Origin of the sequence: Streptomyces sp. NBC_00154, assembly GCF_026342835.1 — a bacterium.
Lineage (GTDB): Bacteria > Actinomycetota > Actinomycetes > Streptomycetales > Streptomycetaceae > Streptomyces.
Genome location: NZ_JAPEMI010000001.1, coordinates 706,932 through 729,074 on the forward strand (window position 1 = coordinate 706,932; position 22,143 = coordinate 729,074).

A 22,143-nucleotide genomic window follows, 5' to 3' on the forward strand; every position below is an offset into this window, starting at 1 on the left:
CCGGAAGAAGGGCACACAAAGGCCTTGTTTCCGGAGGTTGTTGGTACTGCGGTGGCGCCACATTGGCAGAGGTACGTGCGATACAGGGATGATGTACACGGCGGGTTTACGCCGTGGCCGCTTTCCGCCACGGCCGACCGGCCGAAGAGTGCGCAACGATGCGGAAGTGACACGTCCGGGGAGGGGTCCGAGGGTGCTGGGAGCCATAGGTCTCGACGAGAGACAGGAGTCCGCCTACCGTGCGCTCGTCGCGATGGGAGCGGCGGAGGTCAACGACCTCGCGCACCGGCTGGGGCTTCCCGAGTCGGAGACCGAGCGGTCGCTGCGCCGGCTGGAGCAGCAGGGCCTCGCCGCCCAGTCGTCCGCCCGCACCGGCCGGTGGGTGGCGGCGCCTCCCGGGGTCGCCCTGGGCGCACTGCTCACCCAGCAGCGCCATGAGCTGGAGCAGGCGGAGCTGGCGGCGGCGCTGCTCGCCGAGGAGTACCGGGCGGATGCCGCCGAGCCCGCCGTGCACGATCTGGTCGAGGTGGTCACGGGCGCGAGCGCGGTGGCGCACCGCTTCCACCAGTTGCAGCTGGGGGCGGCGACCGAGGTGTGCGCCCTGGTCACGGGGAACCCCATCGCGGTCAGCGGGCTGGAGAACGAGTCGGAGGAGCGGGCCGCCACCCGCGGGGTGTCGTTCCGGGTGGTGATCGAGCGCGAGGTGCTCGCGCTGCCGAGCGGGATCCTGGAACTGTCGGCGGCGCTGAGCCGGCACGAGCAGTGCCGGGTCGTCGACCGGGTGCCGACCAAGCTGGTCGTCGCGGACGCCTCGCTGGCCATGGTGCCGCTGACCGGCCGCGGCGCCGAGCCGGCGGCACTGGTCGTCCATGCCTCCGGGCTGCTGGAGTCGCTGATGGGGCTCTTCGAGGCGGTGTGGCGCGAGGCCATGCCGCTGCGGCTCGGCGAGAGCGGCTGGGCTCAGGAGACCACCGTCGGACCCGATCCGACCGACCTGGAGATTCTGTCGTTGCTGCTGGCCGGGCTGACGGACGCGAGCGTGGCGAAACAGCTGGAACTGGGGCTGCGGACCGTCCAGCGACGGGTGAAGGGCCTGATGGAGCTGACCGGCGTGTCGACGCGGCTGCAGCTGGGCTGGCATGCGTACGAACGGGGCTGGGTGGCCCGCACCCCGCGGGCCTGAGGCGGGCTTGTCCGGCAGGGCCTCGCGACTGCCTCATTACGCCTCTGAGCTGCGCCGACGGCTCCCGCCCGGCACCTTGCTGACGGGCGGGACCTGCCGGACTCCGGCAGGCTGGTCAGATGGGTGTGTGGCAGCTCATCGCCGTGGGCCTGGTCATTCTGCTCGGCCTGGTCGGCGTGCTGGTGCCCGGGGTGCCGGGGCAGGCGATCGTCTGGGCGGCCGTGCTGTGGTGGGCACTCACCGACAGGAGCCCGGCCGCCTGGGGCGTACTGATCGGCGCCACCGCCCTCCTGCTGCTCAACCAGGCGCTGAAGCCGCTGCTGCGGCCGCGCCGCCCGCGCGAGTCCGGCGCCCCGCGCAAGACGCTGATGCTGGGCGGGATCGCCGGGATCGTGGGTTTCTTCGTGCTGCCTGTGGTGGGCGGGATCGTCGGGTACGTCGGGGCGATCTACGGTGCGGAGCGGCTGCGGCTCGGCAGCGGTGGGGCGGCCCGGGCCTCGCTCCGTTCGGTGATGCGGGCCACCGGCTACTCCGTGCTCGTCGAGCTGTTCGCATGTCTGCTGGTGACGGGGGCGTGGCTGGTCGTGGTGATCCGGAGCTGACCACTCACCTTCCTCTCGGTGGACATCAGGGTGGACACTGTCCAGATAGGCGGTAACACATCGGATCTCTCCCGCTCTATTGACGCCAGGATCGCCCTTGCCTACCTTCCGTGAAGGAATAGCTCGGATGAATTGATGCGCCTGCGTACGAGTCGCCAGGAGACGCCTTGCCCACAGCACCGGACCCTTCCTGCACGCCCCGGACTCCCCGGACGGCCTCCTCGCCGCCGTCCCCCTCCCGAAGAACTGTTCTCGCCACCGGCACCGCGCTCGGCGGCGCCCTGATGGTGGGCGGCGCGGCCGTCCCCGCCCAGGCGGCAGCCCCGGCCACCGCACCTGCCGCCTTCGCCGCGCCCGTCGTGCACTCCCCCGATGACAGCTGGCGCACCGTCCTCGACGACGCCGATCTGCTCTGGCAGAAGCTGCCGAAGACCTGGTACGAGGGCCCGTATCTGGGCAACGGCCGCCTCGGCTCCGGCATCTACGCCGAGCCGGGCGCCACGACGACGGCCGTCCGTTTCAACGTCCAGCACTCCGAGGTCCAGGACCACCGCCCCGAGTTCGGCTCCCTCTTCGGCCTCGCCCGCCTGCCGATCGGCCACTTCACCCTGGAACCGGCCGGCACCATCACCGGCATCGAGTGGTGGATGCGACTGCGCACCGCCGAGCTCGAAGGCACGATCACCACCACCGCGGGCACCCTGAAGCTCCGCGCCTTCGTACACTCCTCCAGCGACCTGCTCGCCGTCGAAATCACGCCGAGCGAGGGCGAGCAGGGCTTCCGCTGGGTCTTCCACCCGGCCGACGCCATCAGCCCGCGTGCTGACTTCAAGCCTCTGCCGGACGGCTACACGGGCAACCCGCCCGCCGTCGTCGAGCAGCACGGCGAGGTGACCGCCGCCGTCCAGCCGCTGCTGGCGGGCGGCCAGCACGTCACCGCGTGGCGGGAGCGCACCAGGGGTGACAGCCGCACGCTGTACGTCACCGTCACGCACTCCCACCCGAAGACGGCGGCACGTGACCGCGCGCTGCGTACCGTCAAGACCGCATCCGCGCTCCCGTACGCTCTGCTCGCCACCCCGCATCGCTCCTGGTGGGACCGGTTCTACCGGAAGAGCTTCCTGTCTCTGCCGGACGCCCGGCTGCAGCGCTTCTACTGGATCCAGCTCTACAAGACGGCGTCGGCGGCCCGCAAGGACGCGCCCGTGATGGCGACCTCGGGCCCCTGGCTGGAGCCCACCCCGTGGCCGAACACCTGGTGGAACCTCAACGTCCAGCTGGAGTACTGGCTGATCCACGGCTCCAACCACCTGGAGCTGGACGCCGTCACCCGCGCCCTGAGCGAGTTCCGGGACCAGCTCTCCCGCGAGGTCGCGGCCCCCTACCGGGCGGACTCGGCCGGCATCCCGCGCACCACCGACCCCCAGCTGGTCAACGGCGCGTCCGTGACCGACGGCGGCTACGGCGTCGGGATCCCCGGCCAGGACCCTCCCACCCCCGAGGTCGGCAACCTCACCTGGGCACTGCACAACGTGTGGCTCTCCTACCGGCACACCATGGACGAGTCGATCCTGCGCGACACGCTGTTCCCGTTGCTGCGCAAGGCGGTCAACTACTACCTGCACTTCCTGGCGCCCGGTGCGGACGGCAAGCTGCACCTCCCGGCGACGTTCTCCCCCGAGTACGGCGTCAACGCCCCCGACTGCAACTACGACCTCATGCTGCTGCGTTGGGGCTGCCGCACCCTGCTGGACTCGGCCGAGCAGCTCGGCGTCCACGACCCGCTGACGGCCCGCTGGCAGGAGGTGCTGGCCAAGCTCGCGCCCTACCCGGTCGATGCCAACGGGTTCATGATCGGCGCCGGGGTTCCGTTCGCGAAGTCGCACCGCCACTACTCGCACATGCTCGCGGTGTATCCGCTGTACGAGCTGACGGGCGCGACGCCCGACGAGCGCGCCCTGATCGAGAAATCCCTCGCCCACTGGGTGGGGTTCGAAGGCGCCCTGCAGGGCTACACCTTCACCGGTGCCGCCTCGATGTCCGCGCTGCTCGGCAAGGGCGAGGACGCGCTGAAGTACCTTGGCCAGCTGATGAGCCGCTTCATCCAGGCGAACACCATGTACAAGGAGTCGGGCCCGGTCATCGAGACCCCGCTCTCGGCGGCCCAGTCGCTGCACGACATGGTGTGCCAGTCCTGGGGCGGCACGATCAGGGTCTTCCCGGCGCTGCCCGCCGCCTGGCGGGAGCTGACCGTCCACGACTTCCGTACGCAGGGAGCGTTCCTGCTCAGCGCGGTACGGGAAGAAGGCCGCACCCGCTGGGTGCGGGTGACGAGCGAGGCCGGCGCCCCCTGCGTCGTACGCCACGGCATAGACGGCCCGATCGAGATCCGTGACCGCCACGGACGGCCTTTGGGGTACGAGGAGGTGGCGGACGGCACGGTGCGGATCGGCCTCCGCCAGGGCGACTCGGCGCTGATCACGGCCGAGGGCGACCGCCCGGCCCTGACGATCCGCCCGGTCGCCCCGAACGCGGCGGCGCCGCGCTGGGGTCTGCCGGTCTGAGCCGGCCCGGTCGAAGGTCGTAAGGACCACGGTCCGATGCGACGGCCGACGGGGCCGGCACACGGGGCCGGCCGACGTGCCGGGAGGCCGGTCCCGAATTCCGGCCGGGTGAAGGGAATGCGGGCCCTCGACGGGGCCGATGTCACCGGCGGTCCAGATGACGCACGGCGTACGAGCGCCAGGGCCGCCACCGCTCCGACCCGGGCGACCTGTCCGGATCCACATCGGGATCGCCGAGCGCCCGCATCCTGATCAGCGCCGCGGCTGCCGGACCGATCCCCGGCAGCCGCAACAGCGCCTGCTCGGCCTCGTCGCGGTCGGCCCCGGCGTCGAGACGCACGGTCCCGTCGGCGAGCGCGGCAGCCAGTGCCCGCAGCGCCGGATCGTCAGCCGCACCGGCCAGCACTCCCGGCTCCGGGAACACATGGGTCAGACCGCCGCACGGCACGTCGAGCACCTTCCCGTACGTCTCCACGAGCCGCTCCGCCGCTTCCCGGCCGACGAGCGTCCGTACGGCGAACTCCTCGGGGTCCGCGGCGCCCGGTGACCTCAGCCCGGGGCGGGCCGCGACGCGCGGTGCCAGCCCGGGGTCGGCGCGGAGCCGCTCGTCGACGGCGTACGGATCGGCATCCAGGTCGAAGAGGCGCCGCAGCCGCTGTACGGCCGTGGTCAGATCGCGCAGGTCCGTGAGGTTGATCCTGGCGTCCAGCCATGCCCCGGCGGACCGCTCGTCGACGGAGACGACGCCCGTGCCGTACGGCAGCCGCAGGGTGCGCCGGTAGGTGCGGGCGCCGGGATCGCCGCTGACCTCCTCGACCCGGGCGACCGCCTCGCCGGCCAGCAGATCGAAGACCTCGCGGGCGGCATACGGTCCCCGGTGGGCGAGCCTGAGCGGGATTCCGGCCGTGCGCGCCTCCCGTACCGCCGCTCCCAGTCCGGTCCCGGCCTCGGCCCGCAGCGCGCTCGGCGTGCGGGCGTAGATCTGCCGGATCGTGTCGTTGAACTGGCGCACGCTGGCGAAGCCGGACGCGAACGCGATCTCGGTGACGGGCAGCCCCGTCGTCTGGAGCAGCACCCGTGCGGTGTGTGCCCGCCGGGCGCGGGCCAGCGCGACGGGTCCGGCGCCCAGCTCGGCGTTGAGCTGCCGCTGCAACTGGCGCGAGCTGTAGCCGAGTCGGTGCGCGAGCCCGGGCACGCCCTCCCGGTCGACCACGCCGTCACCGATCATCCGCATGGCACGGCCGACGACGTCGGCCCGTACGTTCCACTCCGCGGACCCCGGGACGGCGTCCGGGCGGCAGCGCCTGCACGCCCGGAAGCCGTTGCCCTGGGCAGCGGCGGCGGTCGGGAAGAACCGGACGTTCTTCCGCTTGGGGGTGACGGCGGGGCAGCTCGGCCGGCAGTAGATCCCGGTGGTCTCGACGGCGAAGAAGAACTCCCCGTCGAACCGCGCGTCGCGGCTGCTCACCGCCTCGTACCTGGTCCGTTCGTCCATCACACCGTCCAGTGTGCGCCACCGAGCGGTGGCGCACTCGCGGTTTTCGGACGTCGACCCGGCGCCCCCGGCCGGGGCGCGGCACTACCGCACCCGGCCCCGCTTCGCGTCCATGGCGGCCCGGCCCGCGGCCCCCCTGCGCTTCCATTCGCGCAGCATCTCGGACCGCACCCGGGCATCGGTCTTGGCGACGATGCGCTGGTTCTCGCGCAGCAGCTTGCGGAAGCTGTCGAGGCGCCGCTCGGAGAGCGAACCGTCGTCGATCGCGGCGAGTACCGCGCAGCCGGGCTCGGACTGATGGGCGCAGTCGTGGAACCGGCATCGCCGGGCCAGGTCCTCGATCTCCGAGAAGACCTGACCGACGCCGGTCTCCGCGTCCCAGAGTCCGACCCCGCGCAGTCCGGGTGTGTCGATCAGTACGCCCCCGGAGGGCAGAACCAGCAGATTGCGGGTCGTGGTGGTGTGCCGGCCCTTGCCGTCGACGTCACGGGCGGCCTGCACTTCCATCACGTCGTCGCCGAGCAGCGTGTTGGCAAGGGTCGACTTGCCCGCACCGGACGCCCCGAGCAGCACACTCGTGCCGCCCGAGACGATGGCACCGAAGACGTCGAGCCCCTCCCCGGTGGCGGAGCTGACGGGCAGCACCTGCACACCGGGCGCGATGGCTTCGATGTCCTGGACGAAATACGACAGCGTGTCGGCGTCCGGCACCAGATCGGCCTTGGTCAGCACCACGATCGGCTGGGCTGCACCGTCCGTGGCGGACGCACCGTCCCGCAGCAGCGCGTCACCGCTGGAGCTGGACATGGCGAGCGCGAGGAAGCGCTCCACCCGCCCCAGGTCGAGCTCCACGGCGAGCGAGACACAGATGGCGATGTGGTCGACGTTGGTGGCGAGCACCTGCCCTTCGGAGCGCTGCGACGACGTCGAGCGCACGAAGGCGGTGCGCCGCGGCAGCAGTGTCCGTACGAACTGCGGATCGCCGTCGGGGTCGACGGCGACCCAGTCGCCCGTGCAGACGATCCGCATCGGGTCGCGGGGGACGACGAATGCGGTGTCCGCGCGGAGGGTGCCGTCGGGGGTGACGACATCGCACTGACCACGGTCCACCCGCACCACCCTTCCGGGCAGCAGCCCCTTTGCGGCGTGCGGTGCGAACTCGGCCGCCCAGGCGTCGTCCCAGCCGTACGGCGACAGCGGATGCGACGAGGACGGGCCGACGTCGGAGGAGAGCGGGGAAAGCGGGGAGAAAGACAAGGGAAACCCTTCGGAGGGTGGCCCCGGCAACGCGCACTCGGGCGCGGAGAAGTACGAAAGAAGGTCAGCCGGCGACCACGGGGGTGAGAACGATGCTCTTCCGGTTGTGGGCAGCGCCCACCGCAACGACAGTCATCAATGTCCTCACCTCCTGGTTCACAGCACGGGCCGACACCGGCGGTATGTCCGCCGGCCGCAACGCTGCACACGATAGCCGGGAGCCGCCCGACGCCGTCAACACATTTATTGCCTCAGGTCCTCGCGGCGGACCGGTCCGGGACGTTCGTCGGAGTTATCACGAAGTCTCCCTCGATCAGGTGAAACCGGCGTACAACGACGGTTCCATGGCCGTTATGGTGCCGAGCATGACCTCACCCCAGACCGCCACCGGCACGTTCACACAAGCCCAGTTGGGCACGCTCTCCCTGATCGGGTGGAGTGGGGAGCACCCCGACGACGGACACGATGTCGCCTTCCTGCTCGTCTACTCGCTGGGCGACGGGACGGACGGCCCGGCCGCCGGTGAGGCCGCGATGCGAGTGGCGCTGGAGCGCTGCGGGCTGCCGGTCGGCGCCGGTCTCGTGCGCGCCGCCGAGACGCCGGGCCTCCCGGTGAAGCTCCTGGTCCAGGCCGGCCAGGCCGTACTGACGCTGCCCCACTTCACCGCGCAGTACCGGGTGCCGCCCGAGTGGCTGGTCGCGGCCCGCGACCGGGGCGAGGTCTACGCGATGTTCGCCACCCGCCCGTGGCCGGCGGCGGTGCCGGGCCGGCCGGTCAGCGAGGAGCTGCTGCGTTCCTTCGCCGCCGACGAAGAGGTCGTCATGACCTCCGCCCACTGTCTTCTGCCGGTGCGCTCCCTGGGCTGACCCGCCCGCCCGGTCCCTCCGATGCCCACCGCCCCCCGTCGAGCGGTGGGCATCGTCGTGCGCCGCCCCACAGGGGAGAGCGGGCGGCCCGGGGGTACCCCTGGACCGCCCGCAGCTCACGCGGCGTCAGCTGTTGTTGGCGCCGTTGCCCGACAGGACCGGGACGTCGTCCACGATGTGCGACAGAGCCTCGTCGCCCTTGGCCTGGGTGGAGTTCTCGGCGCACTGCTGGTTCTGCGGCGAGTGCAGGACGTTGACGTCCTGGACCGCGACGGGCACCAGGCCCACGACCGAGCCGACGTCGGCCTTGGCCGGCAGGCCGACGCACGCCTTGTTCAGCGAACCCTGGACGAGCTGCAGCTGCGGGCTGCCATCGCCCTGGGTCACGCTGTTGCCGAACTGCTGCTGCGTCCCGTTCCCGTTGACCGACGTGGTGCCCTGGTCATTGCCGATCGCCATGGCCGAGGGAGCCGCGGCAGCCGACAGACCGACCAGGGATACGGCCACTGCCGCGCCGGCCATCATCTTCTTCATCACGCTTCACCTTTCAGAGCGTCCCGTTCTGGAACGCACTGATCAACCGGATACGGAAGCGTCAGTTCCGCAGCACCACTCAAATGGGTTGGATCCAGGGCGAGTTCGACGCGGGCGACCGCCTCCAGGTCCGATCAGTCACCGAACATCTCGCCGGAGGTGCGCGCCGCGGGGACGAGGCGACCCGCGCAGGGCGGATCGGACTCGGGGCGCGGCAAGGACTGCTGCCTGGCCCGCCGGGCTGCCTGCCACTCGGCGAGCAGCCGGTCGTAGATGGGTGTGACGTCCTCCGTGTGCCGGTGCCGGCCGCACGGGCGCTGACTGTCGTAATGGTCCATGACGGGCCTTTACCCGGTGCGGCGGCCGACCGCAGCCGCCACTACGGCAACCGGCCCAGTACACCCCTCCATCGAGGGTTTTCGGCGGGCTGAGGACCGTCCCGAGATCCCTGGCGGATCACCCTTGCGCGCACGACGAGGGGCCAGTCCGTCCGGGGCGCCGAGGAATGGCCGCCGCGTGGAAGAACTGGCCCCACGGAGTATCGCGGAAAGGCGTCCGGAGCGGTGAGGCTCTAGTTGTTGCCGTTGCCGGACAGGACCGGGATGTCGTCCAGGATGTGCGACAGAGCCTCGTCACCCTTGGCCTGGGTGGAGTTCTCCGTGCACTGCTGGTTCTGCGGCGAGGACAGGACGTTGACGTCCTGGACCGCGACCGGGACCACACCGACGAGCGAACCGACGTTGGCCTTGGCCGGCAGGCCGACGCAGGGCTTGTTGAGCGAGCCCTGGACCAGTGCGAACTGCGGGCTCCAGTCACCCTGGGTGGCCGAGTTGCCGAACGACTGCGCGTTGCCGTTGCCGTTGTACGACGTCGTACCGGTGTCGTTGCCGATGGCCATGGCCTGCGGGGCGATCGCGGCGGAGACGCCGACGATCGCAGCAGCCGCAGCTGCCGAGGCCATAATCTTCTTGATCATCAAATAGCCCTTCTGGGGTTTTCCGTTGTCCGCCTGTCCGGAGCGCCTTTATCAACTCGCTCCGGCGGGATTGGATGTGCCACTTCACCCGAACGGGGCCTCTGCCTTACGGATGTTGCCGAATGCGCGGCAGCGATACCGGAGAATTTCAATCACCGCGAATGCGATGGGAACTGCCGTCCTTTGACGGATCAGCCACCGAAGGGCACGCCACCTAGCAGCGGAGCCGCGCTCTTGGCCGCACCGGTGGCCTGACCGGCGGCCTTGGTGACGGCGCCCTTCTTCTGCACCGATTCCGTGGCGCCACCGACGGTGTCGACGATCGGGTCGATGCCCTGCGGGGCTGCGGCCAACACCTGGTTGACGCCGCCGTCGAGGCTGAAGCCGGGGGCCGTGGCGGTGGTAACGGCGAAGGCGGGAGCAGCCGTTCCGAGAGCAACCACGGAACCGGCAACGAACGCAGCAGTCTTCGCGTACTTCACTTTCAGGTTCCCTTCTGCGGCGGCATCTGTTTCGGTCGCGTCCCCGCGCCGCACAAGCCTTCTTTACCTGTGACTTCTGCCGCTTTCGACCTGGGTAACGATTCGGTTCCGGTCGGGAAACTGCACGGTCCACCTTTTCTGGTGGACCACTCGATCGATCGCATGACTATTCACTGGAACGAGTGTTGCAGGGGTTCCACAGCCGGAATGGGTGGTGCACTGTCAAGTGCTCCGTTCCGCGCAGCCGTCCGGGTGTCCGCCTCCAGCCGCCGGCGCACCGCGCCGCGGGCGATGCGGAACGACTTCGGCCGTTCCCCCTCATCCGGAAGCACGGCGAACTCGCGGAACGGAGCACGCGGAAAAAAGAGGAAAGCCCCGGATCGCACGCGAGGTGCGATCCGGGGCGGACCGGCGGTGAGCACTGGGCTCAGCCGACCGGAATTCAGCCGTTGGAGCAGGCGTTTCCGAACGCGGGGTTGAGCAGGCCGATCACGTTCAGCGTGTTGCCACAGACGTTGACCGGGACGTGAATCGGAACCTGAACGACGTTGCCGGAAAGGACACCCGGGGAGTTGTTGGCCGCACCCTCGGCACCGGAGTCGGCGAAGGCGGGAGTTGCGGCACCGATCGCCATCAGGGTTCCGGCGGCGATGGCGGCAACCTTGGTGTACTTCACTTTCATCCCTTTCTTTGACGGAGTCCGGAGCGGCCACGACTTTCGTGCCGCACGAGCGCATTCCTGAACGCTCGTAACTCCGCCACTACAATTGGTAACGACTTAAGACCGTGCGCGAAACTCTTCAAGAAGAAGATTCCTGAAAATCCGCCCGAATGATGCAACATTCGCTACTCGGCACAACCGCAAGGATCATTCGATTTTCCGTTGCGCCGAGGGACCGACAGGCAACAGCAGGCCCGGGCCCCGCGGAGGAGGAACCCCGGCGGGTCCGGGCCTTTGCGTCCGGCTCAGCTGTTGCCGGTGCCGTTGCCCGAGAGCACCGGAATGCCGTCCAGGATGTGCGACAGCGGCTCGTCACCCTTGGCCTGGGTGGAGTTCTCCGTGCACTGCTGGTTCTGCGGCGAGGACAGGACGTTGACGTCCTGGACCGCGACCGGGACCACACCGACGAGCGAACCGGCGTTCGCCTTGGCCGGCAGGCCGACGCAGGGCTTGTTCAGGCTTCCCTGAACCAGGCCGAACTGCGGGCTCCAGTCACCACGGGTCTCGGAGTTGCCGAACGACTGCGAAGAGCCGTTGCCGTTGACCGAGGTGGTACCGGTGTCGTTGCCGATGGCCATCGCCTGCGGAGCAAGCGTCGCCGAGATGCCGACGATGGAGGCTGCGACGGCACCCGTAGCCAGGACCTTCTTGATCACGATTAACCCTTCTCGTACTTGATGCCCCGCGTCGGAGCACTCTGACCAACTCACTGCCGGGCGTTTGGTTCTCTCCATTCACCCGAATGCCGAGTCGCCACGACGCTCGCACCGAAGCGCGTCGCGGAACCCGTCGCACTGATTGCGTCACAGGGTGACGAACACCCGTACGTAATCCGTCCGGGTGGTTACATAATTTCCACGGAATTCTTAGTTTCCCCCACCAAGTCTTTGTCGTTATGGGTGTCGTCAAGCGCGAGTTCGGGACGCGTGTCAGAGGAGTCCGTGTGAGTTCCGCTGAGCCGTGACCGCCGCTTGCCGAATCGCGTATGGCGAGCCGCCGGGACGGTTTCCCCGGCGGTAGCTGCACCGCCTGATGAATGAACTGCGGGCGATCCGCCCGCGCGAAATGTCCTAAGGAAGGGCAACCAATGCGAAAAGCTTTGAGTAAGAGCATGCTCGTCATGGCGGCGGCGTCAGGCATCCTGACCGCGGCAGGCGGATATGCACAGGCGGATGCTTCGGCCGACGGCTCCGCTGCCGGCTCGCCGGGCGTCGGCTCGGGCAATGCCGTACAGGTGCCGGTCCACGTTCCCGTCAATGTCTGCGGCAACACCGTCAATGTGGTCGGTCTGCTGAACCCGGCATTCGGTAACACGTGCGAGAACGCGAGCGACCGCTCGGACGACGGCGGGGCCCAGGGCGCGAGTGCCGTCGGTGGCACCAGCAACTCCCCCGGTGTGCTGTCGGGCAACCTGGTCCAGGTTCCGGTCGACGTCCCGGTCAACGCCTGCGGCAACACTGTCGATGTCGTCGGCGCACTGAACCCCGCGGCGGGCAACCATTGCTCCAACGGGAGCCGGCCGTCGACGGGCGAACCGCCCGTCGTCGAACCGCCCGTCGTGGAGCCCCCGGTCGTCGAGCCCCCCGTCGTGGAGCCCCCGGTCGTGGAGCCCCCCGTCGTCGAACCGCCCGTCGTGGAGCCCCCGGTCGTAGAGCCCCCCGTCGTCGAACCGCCCGTCGTCGAGCCCCCGGTCGTGGAGCCCCCCGTCGTCGAGCCCCCCGTCGTCGAGCCCCCCACCGTGATCCCTGCCGGCGTGAACACCCCCGGCTCTCAGCTGGCCCGCACCGGCGCAGCCGACCTCGGGGTAGCGGCTGGCGGCAGCGCTGCTCTTCTGCTCGGCGGCACCTTGCTGATGCGCCGCGCCCGCGCTTCGCGGAACTGACGTATGCGCAGAATTTCGTAACAGGAAATAGCGACAGGTCCGGCAGGACAGCATCAGCTGTCCTGCCGGACCTGTCGTGTTCCGCCGGCCTCGCGTACATGCGGGGCATCTCCCTGTGTCACCCGGCAGTCGGTGCGCACAGGGGGCGACGCCCCTACGGGTAGAAATGCGTCAGCGACTCGGCCACGCAGGCCGGTTTCTCGGACCCTTCGAGTTCGAAGGTGAAGGCGCGGGTCATCTGTACGCCGCCCCGCGCGACCTCCTTCACCCCGACGACCGACGCATGCAGCCGCACGCGGCTGCCGACCGGTACCGGCGCGGGATAACGGACCTTGTTGACCCCGTAGTTGAGTGCCCGGCCCACACCTTGCACCTGGAGCAGTTCACCGAACATCGGGATCCCCCAGCCGAGGACCATGTACCCGTGGGCGATGGTGCGTCCGTACGGGCCCGTCGCGGCGCGTTCGGTGTCGGTGTGGATCCACTGGTGGTCCCCGGAGACGTACGCGTACGCGTCGATGAGCTCCTGGGTGATCTCCTTCCAGCCGGAGTGGCCCAGGTCGCGCCCGCTCAGGGTGAGGATCTCCGGGATGCCGTGCACGGTCAGCGGCATGGTCCGCGCTCCGTTCTTGCTCGCAGTGGGAGTCAGACACCCCATGTCGTTTGAGGTCAAGCGGCAGAGGTGTAGGCATGGTGTGACCAGGCGGTGGCTTCGTCGTAGTGGGTACGGGTTTTGAGGCAGCCGTGGAGGATGCCGACGAGCCGGTTGCCGAGCTGGCGGAGGGCGGGGTTGTAGCCGACCTCGCGGGCGCGTTGCTTGTCGTAGTAGCGGCGGGCGCCCGGTGATCGCAGGGCAGCGAACGCCTGGGATTGCAGGGCGTCGGCGAGGCGGTTGTTGCGGACGTAGCGGGCCTGGACGCTGTGGCTCTTGCCGGAGGCTCGGGTGATGGGGCTGGTGCCGGCATAGTTCTTGCGGGCTTTCGCGTTGGCGTATCGGGTGGGATCGTCTCCGAACTCGGCAAGCACCCGGGCGCCGGTGATCTCCCCGATGCCAGGCATCGAGAGGTAGATCTCAGCGTCCGGGTGCGCCAGAAAATGGGTCTTCACCTGCTCTTCCATCGCGGCGATCTGCTCGTTCAGCGCGATGATCAAGCGGGCGTGGGCGGTGGCGGTGGCCGCGTAGGCGGCGGTGACCGGTTCGGGCAGACCAAGTTGCGGCTCACGCAGCGCGGCCTGGATGGTGGCCGCTTTCGCGTCCCGGTTGCGGCGGCGGTGGCGCGTCAGGACGGCGGTGATCTGGGTGCGGGTCAGCTTTGCCCCGGCTGCCGGGGCAGGTGCCTTGATCAGCAGTTCCAGCGCGTCCGTGCTGGTCAGTGTCAGGTCCGCGTATGCGGCCAAAGCGGCTGGGAAGTACTCGCGCAGAATGCAACGCAGCCGCTGGAAGGTGCGGGTGCGTTCCCAGATCAGGCTCTGGTGAGCACGGGCGACGACCTTGACGGCCTGGGCCTGCTCGCTGTCCCCGGCCACCGGTCGAAGCTGGTCCCGGTCGATGCGGACCATGTCCGCCAGCGCGTGCGCGTCGCCCTTGTCGCTCTTGGCGCCGGAGGAGGCATAGCGTTCCTTGAAGCGGTTGACCTGGCGGGGGTTGATCGCGAACACCTGGTAGCCGGAGGCGATCAGGGCCTGCACCCACGAGCCGCGGTCGGTCTCGATGCCGACCACGACCTCGGCTGGGTCCAGGTCCGCGCCGCCGTGGCGGGCGATCAGTTCGTGCAGCTTCGCGATGCCTGCCACCCCTTCGGGCAGGTTCGCGGCGGCCAGTTTGTGGCCGGTCTCGTCCTGGACCTCGACATCGTGGTGGTCCTCGGCCCAGTCATCACCGATCAGCAGCAACAGACCCTCCCCGTCTCGTACTTGACACAGCGGTGCAGCCTGCGGAAGGCGCGGCACGCGGCCTAATGGATCCAGTGCTCACGCCCCCGTGGGGCGGGCACGCCACCCCATCAGCGGTCTGGCCTCCCGGCCGACCAGCAGGGGCACGGTCTGACTCCAGAACTCGGCTGGTTCCGGCGGCGATAGTGCTCACCTGCTGGCGGCTACGGAACCGAGCATTCCCCGACTCCGTAGCTCCCATTAGGCGGTGACGGCGGCGGCGCGCGGTGCGGCAAGCGGCTCCGCGGCCTGTTCGTCGTGGTTGGGGCGCTTGAGCAGGAGCAGCATGCAGACCAGGGTCAGCACCACCTGGAGGACGGCGTAGGCGATGACGGCGGTGATCGAGCCGGTGCGGTTCAGCAGGAACTGGCCGATGATCGGGGTCGTTCCGCCGAGGAGAGTTCCGCAGAGCTGGTAGCAGAGCGAGATGCCGGTGTACCGCAGATGGGCCGGGAAGCGGCTGGCGAGCATGCCGGCGAGAGCCGCGTAGTAGAGGCAGTGCGGGATGGTCGCGACGGCGACGCCGACCATCGCCAGACCGTAGTTCTCGGTGCTGATCAGGATGAACATCAGCGGCATCAGGACCAGTTCGGGCAGCAGCATCACCGTCACCGCACGGGACCAGCTCTTCATCCGGGTGGCGATGAGCGCGCCGAACGGCTGGACGACGATCTGCGTGATGTTGGCGACCAGGATGATCGTCAGGAAGGAGCTGCGGTCGAAGTCGAGCGACGAGGTGGCCCAGGACAGGGCGAACGTCGACTTGAAGTACGTCGCCGACAGGCCGATGGTGCAGGCGCCGATGCCGAGGACGATCAGCATGGGCTGGGTGCGCAGGACTTCGGTCAGCGGAACCTTGACGACCTCCTTCTTCTGGATGAGGTTCGCCATCGCCGGGGACTCGGCGACCTTCAGCCGGACGAACAGCCCGACGATGACGAGGACGGCGGAGAAGAGGAACGGCAGGCGCCAGCCCCAGGAGACGAACGCCTCGTCGGGCAGCTGGCTGATCGCCAGGAAGCTCAGCGTGGAGAGGGTGTTGCCGACGGGCGAGCCCTGCTGGGCGAACGCCCCGTACAGCACCGACTTGCCCTTCGGGGCGTGCTCGGAGGCGATCAGGACCGAGCCGCCCCACTCGCCGCCGAGGCCGATGCCCTGCACCATGCGGATGGCGACCAGCAGGATCGGGGCGGCGATGCCGATGGAGGCGTAGCCCGGCAGCAGACCGATCGCGGTGGTCGAGATGCCCATCATCAGCAAGGTGATGACGAGCGTCTTCTTGCGGCCGAGGCGGTCGCCGTAGTGGCCGAAGATGATGCCGCCGATGGGGCGGGCGAGGAAACCGACCCAGAAGGTCGCGAAGGCGACCAGGGTGCCTATGGCGCCGTCGAGTTCGGGGAAGAACACCTTGTCGAAGACCAGCGCCGCCGCGGTGCCGTAGATGTAGAAGTCGAACCATTCGATGGTCGAACCGATGAAGGCTCCGAATCCGGCGCGGTTGGCGGCTCTGGTGCGCTCTCGTGGGGTGGCGGTGGACGCACTCATGCATGGCTCCCGTGAACGTCGTCGATCAAGCGGATGGTGGGGGCGTCGCCCGAGACGCCCGTGTCGGCAGCGCAGCGAGGGACCTGGGGACGGCTGCCGGGTGTGGTGGCGGTTACGGTGCCGACCGGGACCTGGAACGGTCCAATACCGAATTGCTGGTGCAGTGAGACGCCGGGCATCTCACTGCCGGTCAGCTGCCGTTGGTGCGACGAGCGCGGTACCCGTCAGGCCGCGATGCGCTCGAAGATCGCGGCGAGGCCCTGGCCGCCGCCGATGCACATGGTCTCCAGGCCGTAGCGCGCCTCGCGCCGGTGCATCTCCCGGGTCAGCGTGGCCAGAATGCGGGCGCCGGTGGCGCCGACCGGGTGACCGAGGGAGACCCCGGAACCGTTGACATTGATCCGCTGCTCGTGGTCGGTGTCGCCGAGGCCCAGTTCGCGGGTGCAGGCCAGGACCTGGGCGGCGAACGCCTCGTTGAGCTCGATCAGGTCGAGGTCGGCGAGGCCGAGTCCGGCGCGGGCGAGTGCCGCACGGGTCGCCGGGACCGGGCCGATCCCCATCGTCGCGGCCGGGACTCCGGCGCGGGCGAAGGAGACCAGACGCACCAGCGGAGTCAGGCCGAGGCGTACGGCTGTCGCCGCGCTCGTCACCAGGCAGGCGGCGGCCGCGTCGTTCTGTCCGCTTGCGTTGCCCGCGGTGACGGTGGCGTCAGGGTCGGACTTCAGCATGATCGGGCGCAGCGCGGCGAGTTGTTCGGCGGTGGTGTCGGGGCGCGGGTGCTCGTCGGCGGTGACGGTCGTCTCGCCCTTGCGGGTGCGTACGGTGACGGGGACGGTCTCCGCGTCGTAGCGCCCCTCGGCCGCGGCCCGGGCGGCGCGCTGCTGCGAGCGCAGGGCGAGCGCGTCCTGGTCGGCGCGGCTGATGGCGTACTCCCGCCGCAGGTTCTCCGCGGTCTCGATCATGCCGCCGGGGACCGGATGGTTGACGCCGCCCGCCGTGACCCGGCCGCGGGCCAGGGAGTCATGTAGCTGGAGGCCGGGACCCTTGATGCCCCAGCGGCCTTCGTGCGTGTAGTAGGGGGCGGCGCTCATCACGTCGACGCCGCCCGCGATCACGATGTTGCTGAAGCCCGCCCGGATCTGCATCGCCGCGTCGAGTACGGCCTGCAGGCCGGAGCCGCAGCGGCGGTCGATCTGGGCGCCGGTCACGGACTCCGGGAGTCCGGCGTCGAGGGCGGCGACCCTGCCGATGGCGGGGGCGTCGGAGGACGGGTAGGCGTGGCCGAGGATCACTTCGTCGACCTTCGCCGGGTCGATGCCGGTGCGGGCGACGATCTCGGCGATCACACGTGCGGCGAGCGCGGCCGGTGTCTGCTGGGCGAAGACCCCGCCGAAGCGGCCGATGGGGGTGCGCAGCGGTTCACAGATGACGATGTCGGGCTGCTGGTCGGGCACGGCGGGACCTTCCGGTGGCACGGGCGGATGACGGGGACGAGTGCGCGTACATGCGGTTCTGGAAGCACTGGTGGGTGTCCACCGACCCTCGCACCCGGTGACTGAGTCGGTCCAATATCCAGTTCGCCCTGGTTCAAGACGCCACGCGTCTCAATCCCCGACCGGGGTCGGCAGCGCGCTCTCCGCGACAGCGAGTACCGCGTGCAGGGCGGCGGACGGATTGTCGGTCCGCCAGGCCAGCGCCGCCTGAAGCCGGATCGGCGGCCCGGCGAGCGGTCGGTAGACCAGGCCGTTCTGCTGGATGTGCTGGCAGGAGGTGACGGTGAGAGTCACGCCGACGCCCGCGGCGACCAGGGCCAGGATGGTGTACGAGTCGGGGGCCTCCTGCACCACGCGCGGGTTGAATCCGGCCGCCTCGCACGCTCCGACGGTCGCGTCCCGCACGGTGGAGCCGGTGTTGGCGGGGAAGGAGACGAAAGGTTCCTCGGCGAGCACCTCGATCGGGACCCGCTCCAGCCTGGCGAGCGGGTGGTCGGAGGGCAGGGCACAGACCAGCTCCTCCTCGTCGATGACCCGGTACTGCACGCCCGGCCGGGTCACGGGCAGCCGGACGAATCCGAGGTCGAGCGAGCCGTCCGCCACTCCTGCGAGGGCGACATCCGCGTACGTCTGGCCTTTCATGACCAACTCCAGGGCGGGATGGGCGGCGCGCACCGCCCTGGTGAGCAGCGGCAGTGTCTCGTGGCTGGAGGCGCCGGCGAAGCCGATGGTGACCCGCCCGTACTCGCCGCGGCCGGCCGCCCTGGCGGCCCGTACCGCCGTGTCGAGGTCGTCGAGCACGGTCCGCACCGGCTGGAGGAACGACTCCCCCGCGCTGGTGAGCCGCACCGAGCGGGTGTTGCGCTCGAAGAGCTGGACGCCGAGCTCCTTCTCCAGCTGCCGGATCTGCTGGCTCAGCGGCGGCTGGGCCATCTGCAGGCGCTTGGCGGCCCGGCCGAAGTGCAGCTCCTCGGCCACTGCGATGAACGCGGACAGATGGCGCAGCTCCATTCCCCACCTCATTCATAAATCAGGAGTCTTGATTCGACCTTAATTTGGTATTGGACAGCAATCAATAGCCGCTGACACCGTGGGGCGACGCGCACGCACAGGCAGAGGAGCACCGAGCACCGTGGCCACAACGGACAGGGCGGACAGGGCGGACAGGGCGGACAGGGCGGACAGGGCGGACAAGACACTGTCGATGAGGGAGGCCATCGCCTCCTTCGTCCACGACGGCGACACCGTCTGCCTCGAAGGTTTCACCCATCTCATCCCGACCGCCGCGGGCCACGAGATCATCCGCCAGGGCCGCCGCGACCTCACCGTCGTCCGGATGACCGCCGACATCGTCGTCGACCAGATGATCGCGGCGGGGTGTGTGTCGCGGCTGGTCTCCTCCTTCGTCGGCAACTCCTCGGCCGGTTCGCTCGGCGAGCTGCGACGGCGGGTAGAGACCGGCGATCCCGCGCCGCTCGCCTTCGAGGAGTACAGCCACTACGGCATGATCTGCCGCTACCTCGCCGGCTCCCAGCGGCTGCCGTTCTATCCGCTGCGCTCGTACGGCGGCAGCGATCTGCCGTCCGTCAACAGTGATCTACGGAAGGTCACTTCGCCCTATCCGGGCCCGGACGGCGAACCCGAGCAGATCTATGTGGTGCCGCCCGTCAACCCGGACGTCACGATCATCCACGCCCAGCGCGCCGACCGTCGCGGCAACACCCAGATATGGGGCCTGACCGGCATCCAGGCCGAGGCCGTGTACGCGGCGGACAAGGCGATCGTCGTCGTGGAGGAGATAGTCGACGACGAGGTGATCCGCTCGGACCCGAACCGTACACTCGTCCCGGCCCATGCGGTCGACGCCGTCGTCGCCTGCCCACGCGGTGCGCACCCCTCGTTCGCGCAGGGTTACTACGACCGGGACAACGCCTTCTACCGGGCCTGGTCGCAGATCAGCAAGGATCCGCAGCGGCTGCAGGAGTGGCTGGACGAGTGGGTGCGCGGGACGGCCGACCACGCCGAGTACGTCGACAGGCTCGGCGACGAGTTCTGGGCAGGTCTGGCGGTCGGCGAGGCGCTCAGCGAACCGGTGAACTACGGGCGGCGACTGTGAGCACGGAACACGAGAAGGAGCAGGGCATGACCACCGTCACCTCGTCGGAGCTGCTCTCCGTCGTCGCCTCGCGCGAGCTGGTCGCGCGCCGCACCGTGTTCGCCGGCATCGGCCTGCCGACCCTCGCCACGGAGCTGGCCCATCTGACGGTCGCTCCGGACATCGAGGTCGTGTACGAGTCCGGGGTCTGCGGTGCGCACCCCTCCCACCTGCCGGAGACCATCGCCGACGCCGTCCTCATCACGGGCGCCGAGGCGGTCCTCTCCATGCCGGCGCTCTTCGGCTGCGTACTGCAGGGCGGCCATATCGACGTCGGGTTCCTGGGGGCCGCGCAGATCGACCACCACGGCAATCTCAACACCTCCGTGATCGGCGACTGGGACCGCCCGACGGTCCGGCTGCCCGGCTCCGGCGGCGGCGTCGAGGTGATGGCCAACTCCCGTGAGGTCTTCGTGGTGATGCGCCGTCACACCCCGCGCTCCTTCACCGCGACCCTCGACTTCTGCACCACGCCCGGGCCCGACCGGGCGCTCGCCGAGGGCATCCGGCCGCTGGGCATCGGCGTCACCCGGGTCATCACCGAACTGGGCATCCTGGCCCGCGCGGGCATCGGCGAGGAGCTGCGGCTCGTCGCCGTCCAGCCGGGTGTCACGGTCGAACAGGTACGTGCGGCCACGGGCTGGGACCTCTCGGTCGCCGACACGGTGGAGACCGTACCGCCGCCGACCGCCGAGGAACTGCGGCTGCTGCGCGAGGACGTCGACCCCGAACGCGTCTATCTTCGCTGAGACGACCAGTCGCACCCGCTCACCCGCATCCGAGAGGACCTCAACTGCCATGCGTATCAGGATCGTCGGCGCCGGAGCCATGGGCCGTGGTATCGCCCAGTGGGCCGCGACCGCCGGACACACCGTCGAGCTGTGCGACGTACGCACCGAGGCGGTGACCGCGGCCCTCGACTTCGTACGGTCCATGCTCGACCGCGCCGTACAGAAGGGCCGGCTGTCGGCCGAGGACTGCGCCGCCACCCTGGAGCGGCTGGTTCCGCTCGATGATCCTTGGGCGGACGGGCCGGACGTCGAGCTGGTCATCGAGGCGGTGCGGGAGGACCTCGGCACCAAGGCGGAGGTCTTCGGCCGGCTGGAGCAGGCGCTGCCCGCCTCGGCCGTGTTCGCGACCAATACCTCCTCCCTGTCGGTCACCCGGATCGCCGCGGCGCTGAAGGACCCGACGCGCCTGGCCGGGCTGCACTTCTTCAACCCGGTGCCGTTGATGAAGATCGTCGAGATCGTGCCGGGTGCGGCCACCCGCCCGGAGATCCCGCCGGCCCTCACCGCGCTCGTCGAGAGCTGCGGCCACCGGGCGGTGACGGTCGCCGACACCCCCGGCTTCCTCGTCAACCACGCCGGTCGCGGTCTGGTGACCGAGGCGCTCGCACTGCTGGAGGAGTCGGTCGCCGACCCGGCAGGCATCGACCGGATCGCGCGTGACGTGCTCGGTCTGCGGATGGGCCCGTTCGAGCTGATGGACCTCACCGGTCTGGATGTGACGGCAGCGGTCATCGACTCGATCTGGGAGGGCTTCCGGTACGCGGACCGGCTCCGCCCCTCGTACCTCACCCCGAACCGGGTGGCCGCGGGACTGCACGGCCGCAAGACCGGGCACGGTTGGTTCGCGTACGGCTCCGACGCGCCCGCCGCCGCTCCGGAGCCGCCGGTCACCGGCGATGCCGACCGGCCGGTGTACGTCGTCGGGGACGCGGCGGACTCCGACGCGACCACGCTCCGAGAGGCGCTGGCCTCGGCGGGCGGCACCGTCGAGACCGGCGCCGAACCGTCCGCCGACGCCCTGGTGCTGGTCCCGGTCTGGGGCACGACCGTGGCCGCCGCGGTCGCCGCGTACCGGCTGCCCGCCGGGCGCACCTTCGGAGTGGACCCGCTGCCTCCGGCCGGCCGCCGCCGGGTACTCGCCATGACGGCGGCGGCGGACCCGGCCGCCGCACGGGACGCCCGCGCGGTGCTGGCGCGGGCGGCGGAGGACGACGGCGAGCCGTACGCGGTGTCGGTCGTACGGGACACGGCGGGTTCGGTCGCGCAGCGGCTGCTGGCCTCGATCGTCTCCGTCGCCGCGTCGATCGCCGAGCGCTCCCTCGCCACCCCGGCCGACATCGATCTGGCCGTCACGACCGGTCTCGGATATCCGGTGGGGCCGCTGGCCTGGGGCGATCGGATCGGCGCGGACCGGATGCTGGAACTGCACCGGGCGCTGCACACGACGACCGGCGACCCGCGCTACCGCCCGGCCCGCTGGATCACCGAGCGCGCCCAGCTGGGTCTGGCGCTGACGGACCCGGGGACTTCCCCGGGCGACTGCCTGGGCTGAGGGATGTCCCGTTCGGATCGGGCCCGAGCCGGCCCGATCCGAACCATCTAGAGGTCGGCGACGAGTTCGTCGACGTGATGCAGGGCGGCGCGGACGATTTTTCACGGCCCACC

21 protein-coding genes are annotated in these 22,143 nt (G+C 70.0%); 8 read left to right on the forward strand and 13 right to left on the reverse strand.

Features of this window, described 5'->3' with window-relative positions; all coding sequences use genetic code 11:
- Positions 1-193 precede the first annotated feature (193 nt).
- The 3 genes from OHA03_RS03135 to OHA03_RS03145 all read left to right on the forward strand — a co-directional run bounded on the left by OHA03_RS03135 (position 194) and on the right by OHA03_RS03145 (position 4,349).
- Positions 194-1,183, forward strand: a complete 990-nt coding sequence (locus OHA03_RS03135; protein ID WP_267000474.1) for a LuxR family transcriptional regulator — start codon at positions 194-196, stop codon at positions 1,181-1,183.
- A gap of 119 nt (positions 1,184-1,302) precedes the next feature.
- The gene (locus OHA03_RS03140; RefSeq protein WP_267000476.1) at positions 1,303-1,785 is read left to right on the forward strand and encodes a DUF456 domain-containing protein; all 483 of its coding nucleotides are present in this window, start codon (positions 1,303-1,305) and stop codon (positions 1,783-1,785) included.
- 284 nt (positions 1,786-2,069) lie between these two features.
- Positions 2,070-4,349, forward strand: coding sequence for a glycoside hydrolase family 95-like protein (locus OHA03_RS03145; protein WP_267007918.1), 2,280 nt, complete (start codon positions 2,070-2,072; stop codon positions 4,347-4,349).
- A gap of 142 nt (positions 4,350-4,491) precedes the next feature.
- On the opposite strand, the gene OHA03_RS03150 is transcribed toward OHA03_RS03145, so the two are convergent.
- Both OHA03_RS03150 and rsgA read right to left on the reverse strand, forming a co-directional pair.
- A complete protein-coding gene (locus OHA03_RS03150; RefSeq protein WP_323181323.1) occupies positions 4,492-5,844 on the reverse strand; it encodes an AlkA N-terminal domain-containing protein in 1,353 nt (450 codons plus the stop codon).
- Between the two features lie 84 nt (positions 5,845-5,928).
- Complete coding sequence (rsgA, locus tag OHA03_RS03155; protein WP_267000481.1) at positions 5,929-7,101, reverse strand: ribosome small subunit-dependent GTPase A; 1,173 nt, start codon at positions 7,099-7,101, stop codon at positions 5,929-5,931.
- Between the two features lie 365 nt (positions 7,102-7,466).
- Here rsgA and OHA03_RS03160 point away from each other — a divergent pair, with 365 nt between their 5' ends.
- Positions 7,467-7,967, forward strand: coding sequence for a DUF5949 family protein (locus OHA03_RS03160; RefSeq protein ID WP_267000483.1), 501 nt, complete (start codon positions 7,467-7,469; stop codon positions 7,965-7,967).
- Between the two features lie 126 nt (positions 7,968-8,093).
- On the opposite strand, the gene OHA03_RS03165 is transcribed toward OHA03_RS03160, so the two are convergent.
- From OHA03_RS03165 to OHA03_RS03190, 6 genes are all read right to left on the reverse strand, one after another.
- Positions 8,094-8,501: a rodlin gene (locus tag OHA03_RS03165; protein ID WP_323181144.1), complete on the reverse strand. Its 408-nt coding sequence runs from the start codon at positions 8,499-8,501 to the stop codon at positions 8,094-8,096.
- A 134-nt stretch (positions 8,502-8,635) separates the two neighbouring features.
- Entirely contained in the window at positions 8,636-8,839 is a 204-nt protein-coding gene (locus tag OHA03_RS03170) for a hypothetical protein (RefSeq protein WP_267000487.1), read from the reverse strand.
- Between the two features lie 233 nt (positions 8,840-9,072).
- Positions 9,073-9,477 carry a rodlin gene (locus OHA03_RS03175; protein WP_267000489.1) on the reverse strand — a complete coding sequence of 135 codons (405 nt, stop codon included), beginning with the start codon at positions 9,475-9,477 and terminating at the stop codon, positions 9,073-9,075.
- Between the two features lie 191 nt (positions 9,478-9,668).
- Positions 9,669-9,959 (reverse strand): hypothetical protein, encoded by a 291-nt coding sequence (locus tag OHA03_RS03180; protein WP_267000491.1) that lies wholly within the window; start codon positions 9,957-9,959, stop codon positions 9,669-9,671.
- A gap of 442 nt (positions 9,960-10,401) precedes the next feature.
- A complete protein-coding gene (locus OHA03_RS03185; protein WP_267007919.1) occupies positions 10,402-10,593 on the reverse strand; it encodes a chaplin in 192 nt (63 codons plus the stop codon).
- Positions 10,594-10,925: 332 nt separating this feature from the next.
- Complete coding sequence (locus tag OHA03_RS03190) at positions 10,926-11,336, reverse strand: rodlin (protein WP_267000493.1); 411 nt, start codon at positions 11,334-11,336, stop codon at positions 10,926-10,928.
- A gap of 455 nt (positions 11,337-11,791) precedes the next feature.
- On the opposite strand from OHA03_RS03190, the gene OHA03_RS47775 reads away from it, so the two are divergent.
- Positions 11,792-12,562, forward strand: coding sequence for a chaplin (locus OHA03_RS47775; RefSeq protein ID WP_323181324.1), 771 nt, complete (start codon positions 11,792-11,794; stop codon positions 12,560-12,562).
- A gap of 154 nt (positions 12,563-12,716) precedes the next feature.
- On the opposite strand, the gene OHA03_RS03205 is transcribed toward OHA03_RS47775, so the two are convergent.
- The 5 genes from OHA03_RS03205 to OHA03_RS03225 all read right to left on the reverse strand — a co-directional run bounded on the left by OHA03_RS03205 (position 12,717) and on the right by OHA03_RS03225 (position 18,543).
- On the reverse strand, positions 12,717-13,175 hold the full coding sequence (locus tag OHA03_RS03205) for a MaoC family dehydratase (RefSeq protein ID WP_267000495.1): 459 nt from the start codon (positions 13,173-13,175) through the stop codon (positions 12,717-12,719).
- A gap of 56 nt (positions 13,176-13,231) precedes the next feature.
- Positions 13,232-14,455, reverse strand: a complete 1,224-nt coding sequence (locus OHA03_RS03210; protein ID WP_267000497.1) for an IS110 family transposase — start codon at positions 14,453-14,455, stop codon at positions 13,232-13,234.
- 240 nt (positions 14,456-14,695) lie between these two features.
- Positions 14,696-16,039 (reverse strand): MFS transporter, encoded by a 1,344-nt coding sequence (locus OHA03_RS03215; protein WP_267000499.1) that lies wholly within the window; start codon positions 16,037-16,039, stop codon positions 14,696-14,698.
- Positions 16,040-16,263: 224 nt separating this feature from the next.
- Positions 16,264-17,493: an acetyl-CoA C-acetyltransferase gene (locus tag OHA03_RS03220; RefSeq protein WP_267000501.1), complete on the reverse strand. Its 1,230-nt coding sequence runs from the start codon at positions 17,491-17,493 to the stop codon at positions 16,264-16,266.
- Between the two features lie 150 nt (positions 17,494-17,643).
- Complete coding sequence (locus OHA03_RS03225; RefSeq protein WP_267000503.1) at positions 17,644-18,543, reverse strand: LysR family transcriptional regulator; 900 nt, start codon at positions 18,541-18,543, stop codon at positions 17,644-17,646.
- A gap of 193 nt (positions 18,544-18,736) precedes the next feature.
- Between OHA03_RS03225 and OHA03_RS03230 the strand changes: the two genes are divergently transcribed.
- Genes OHA03_RS03230 through OHA03_RS03240 form a run of 3 tightly spaced genes read left to right on the forward strand, consistent with a single transcriptional unit; the run spans position 18,737 to position 22,030 of the window.
- Positions 18,737-19,648, forward strand: coding sequence for a CoA transferase subunit A (locus OHA03_RS03230; RefSeq protein ID WP_052189856.1), 912 nt, complete (start codon positions 18,737-18,739; stop codon positions 19,646-19,648).
- A gap of 26 nt (positions 19,649-19,674) precedes the next feature.
- Positions 19,675-20,436, forward strand: a complete 762-nt coding sequence (locus OHA03_RS03235) for a CoA-transferase subunit beta (RefSeq protein ID WP_267000505.1) — start codon at positions 19,675-19,677, stop codon at positions 20,434-20,436.
- Between the two features lie 49 nt (positions 20,437-20,485).
- On the forward strand, positions 20,486-22,030 hold the full coding sequence (locus tag OHA03_RS03240; protein ID WP_267000507.1) for a 3-hydroxyacyl-CoA dehydrogenase: 1,545 nt from the start codon (positions 20,486-20,488) through the stop codon (positions 22,028-22,030).
- Positions 22,031-22,143: the final 113 nt, after the last annotated feature.

Excerpts from the sequence above, each read along its gene's own strand:
- OHA03_RS03140 (WP_267000476.1), top strand. The coding sequence starts at position 1,303 with ATGGGTGTGTGGCAGCTCATCGCCGTGGGCCTGGTCATTCTGCTCGGC.
- OHA03_RS03145 (WP_267007918.1), top strand. The coding sequence starts at position 2,070 with ATGGTGGGCGGCGCGGCCGTCCCCGCCCAGGCGGCAGCCCCGGCCACC.
- OHA03_RS03150 (WP_323181323.1), bottom strand. The coding sequence starts at position 5,844 with ATGGACGAACGGACCAGGTACGAGGCGGTGAGCAGCCGCGACGCGCGG.
- OHA03_RS03160 (WP_267000483.1), top strand. The coding sequence starts at position 7,467 with ATGACCTCACCCCAGACCGCCACCGGCACGTTCACACAAGCCCAGTTG.
- OHA03_RS03165 (WP_323181144.1), bottom strand. The coding sequence starts at position 8,501 with ATGAAGAAGATGATGGCCGGCGCGGCAGTGGCCGTATCCCTGGTCGGT.
- OHA03_RS03170 (WP_267000487.1), bottom strand. The coding sequence starts at position 8,839 with ATGGACCATTACGACAGTCAGCGCCCGTGCGGCCGGCACCGGCACACG.
- OHA03_RS03175 (WP_267000489.1), bottom strand. The coding sequence starts at position 9,477 with ATGATCAAGAAGATTATGGCCTCGGCAGCTGCGGCTGCTGCGATCGTC.
- OHA03_RS03185 (WP_267007919.1), bottom strand. The coding sequence starts at position 10,593 with ATGGCGATCGGTGCCGCAACTCCCGCCTTCGCCGACTCCGGTGCCGAG.
- OHA03_RS47775 (WP_323181324.1), top strand. The coding sequence starts at position 11,792 with ATGCTCGTCATGGCGGCGGCGTCAGGCATCCTGACCGCGGCAGGCGGA.
- OHA03_RS03205 (WP_267000495.1), bottom strand. The coding sequence starts at position 13,175 with ATGCCGCTGACCGTGCACGGCATCCCGGAGATCCTCACCCTGAGCGGG.
- OHA03_RS03215 (WP_267000499.1), bottom strand. The coding sequence starts at position 16,039 with ATGAGTGCGTCCACCGCCACCCCACGAGAGCGCACCAGAGCCGCCAAC.
- OHA03_RS03225 (WP_267000503.1), bottom strand. The coding sequence starts at position 18,543 with ATGGAGCTGCGCCATCTGTCCGCGTTCATCGCAGTGGCCGAGGAGCTG.
- OHA03_RS03230 (WP_052189856.1), top strand. The coding sequence starts at position 18,737 with ATGAGGGAGGCCATCGCCTCCTTCGTCCACGACGGCGACACCGTCTGC.
- OHA03_RS03235 (WP_267000505.1), top strand. The coding sequence starts at position 19,675 with ATGACCACCGTCACCTCGTCGGAGCTGCTCTCCGTCGTCGCCTCGCGC.
- OHA03_RS03240 (WP_267000507.1), top strand. The coding sequence starts at position 20,486 with ATGCGTATCAGGATCGTCGGCGCCGGAGCCATGGGCCGTGGTATCGCC.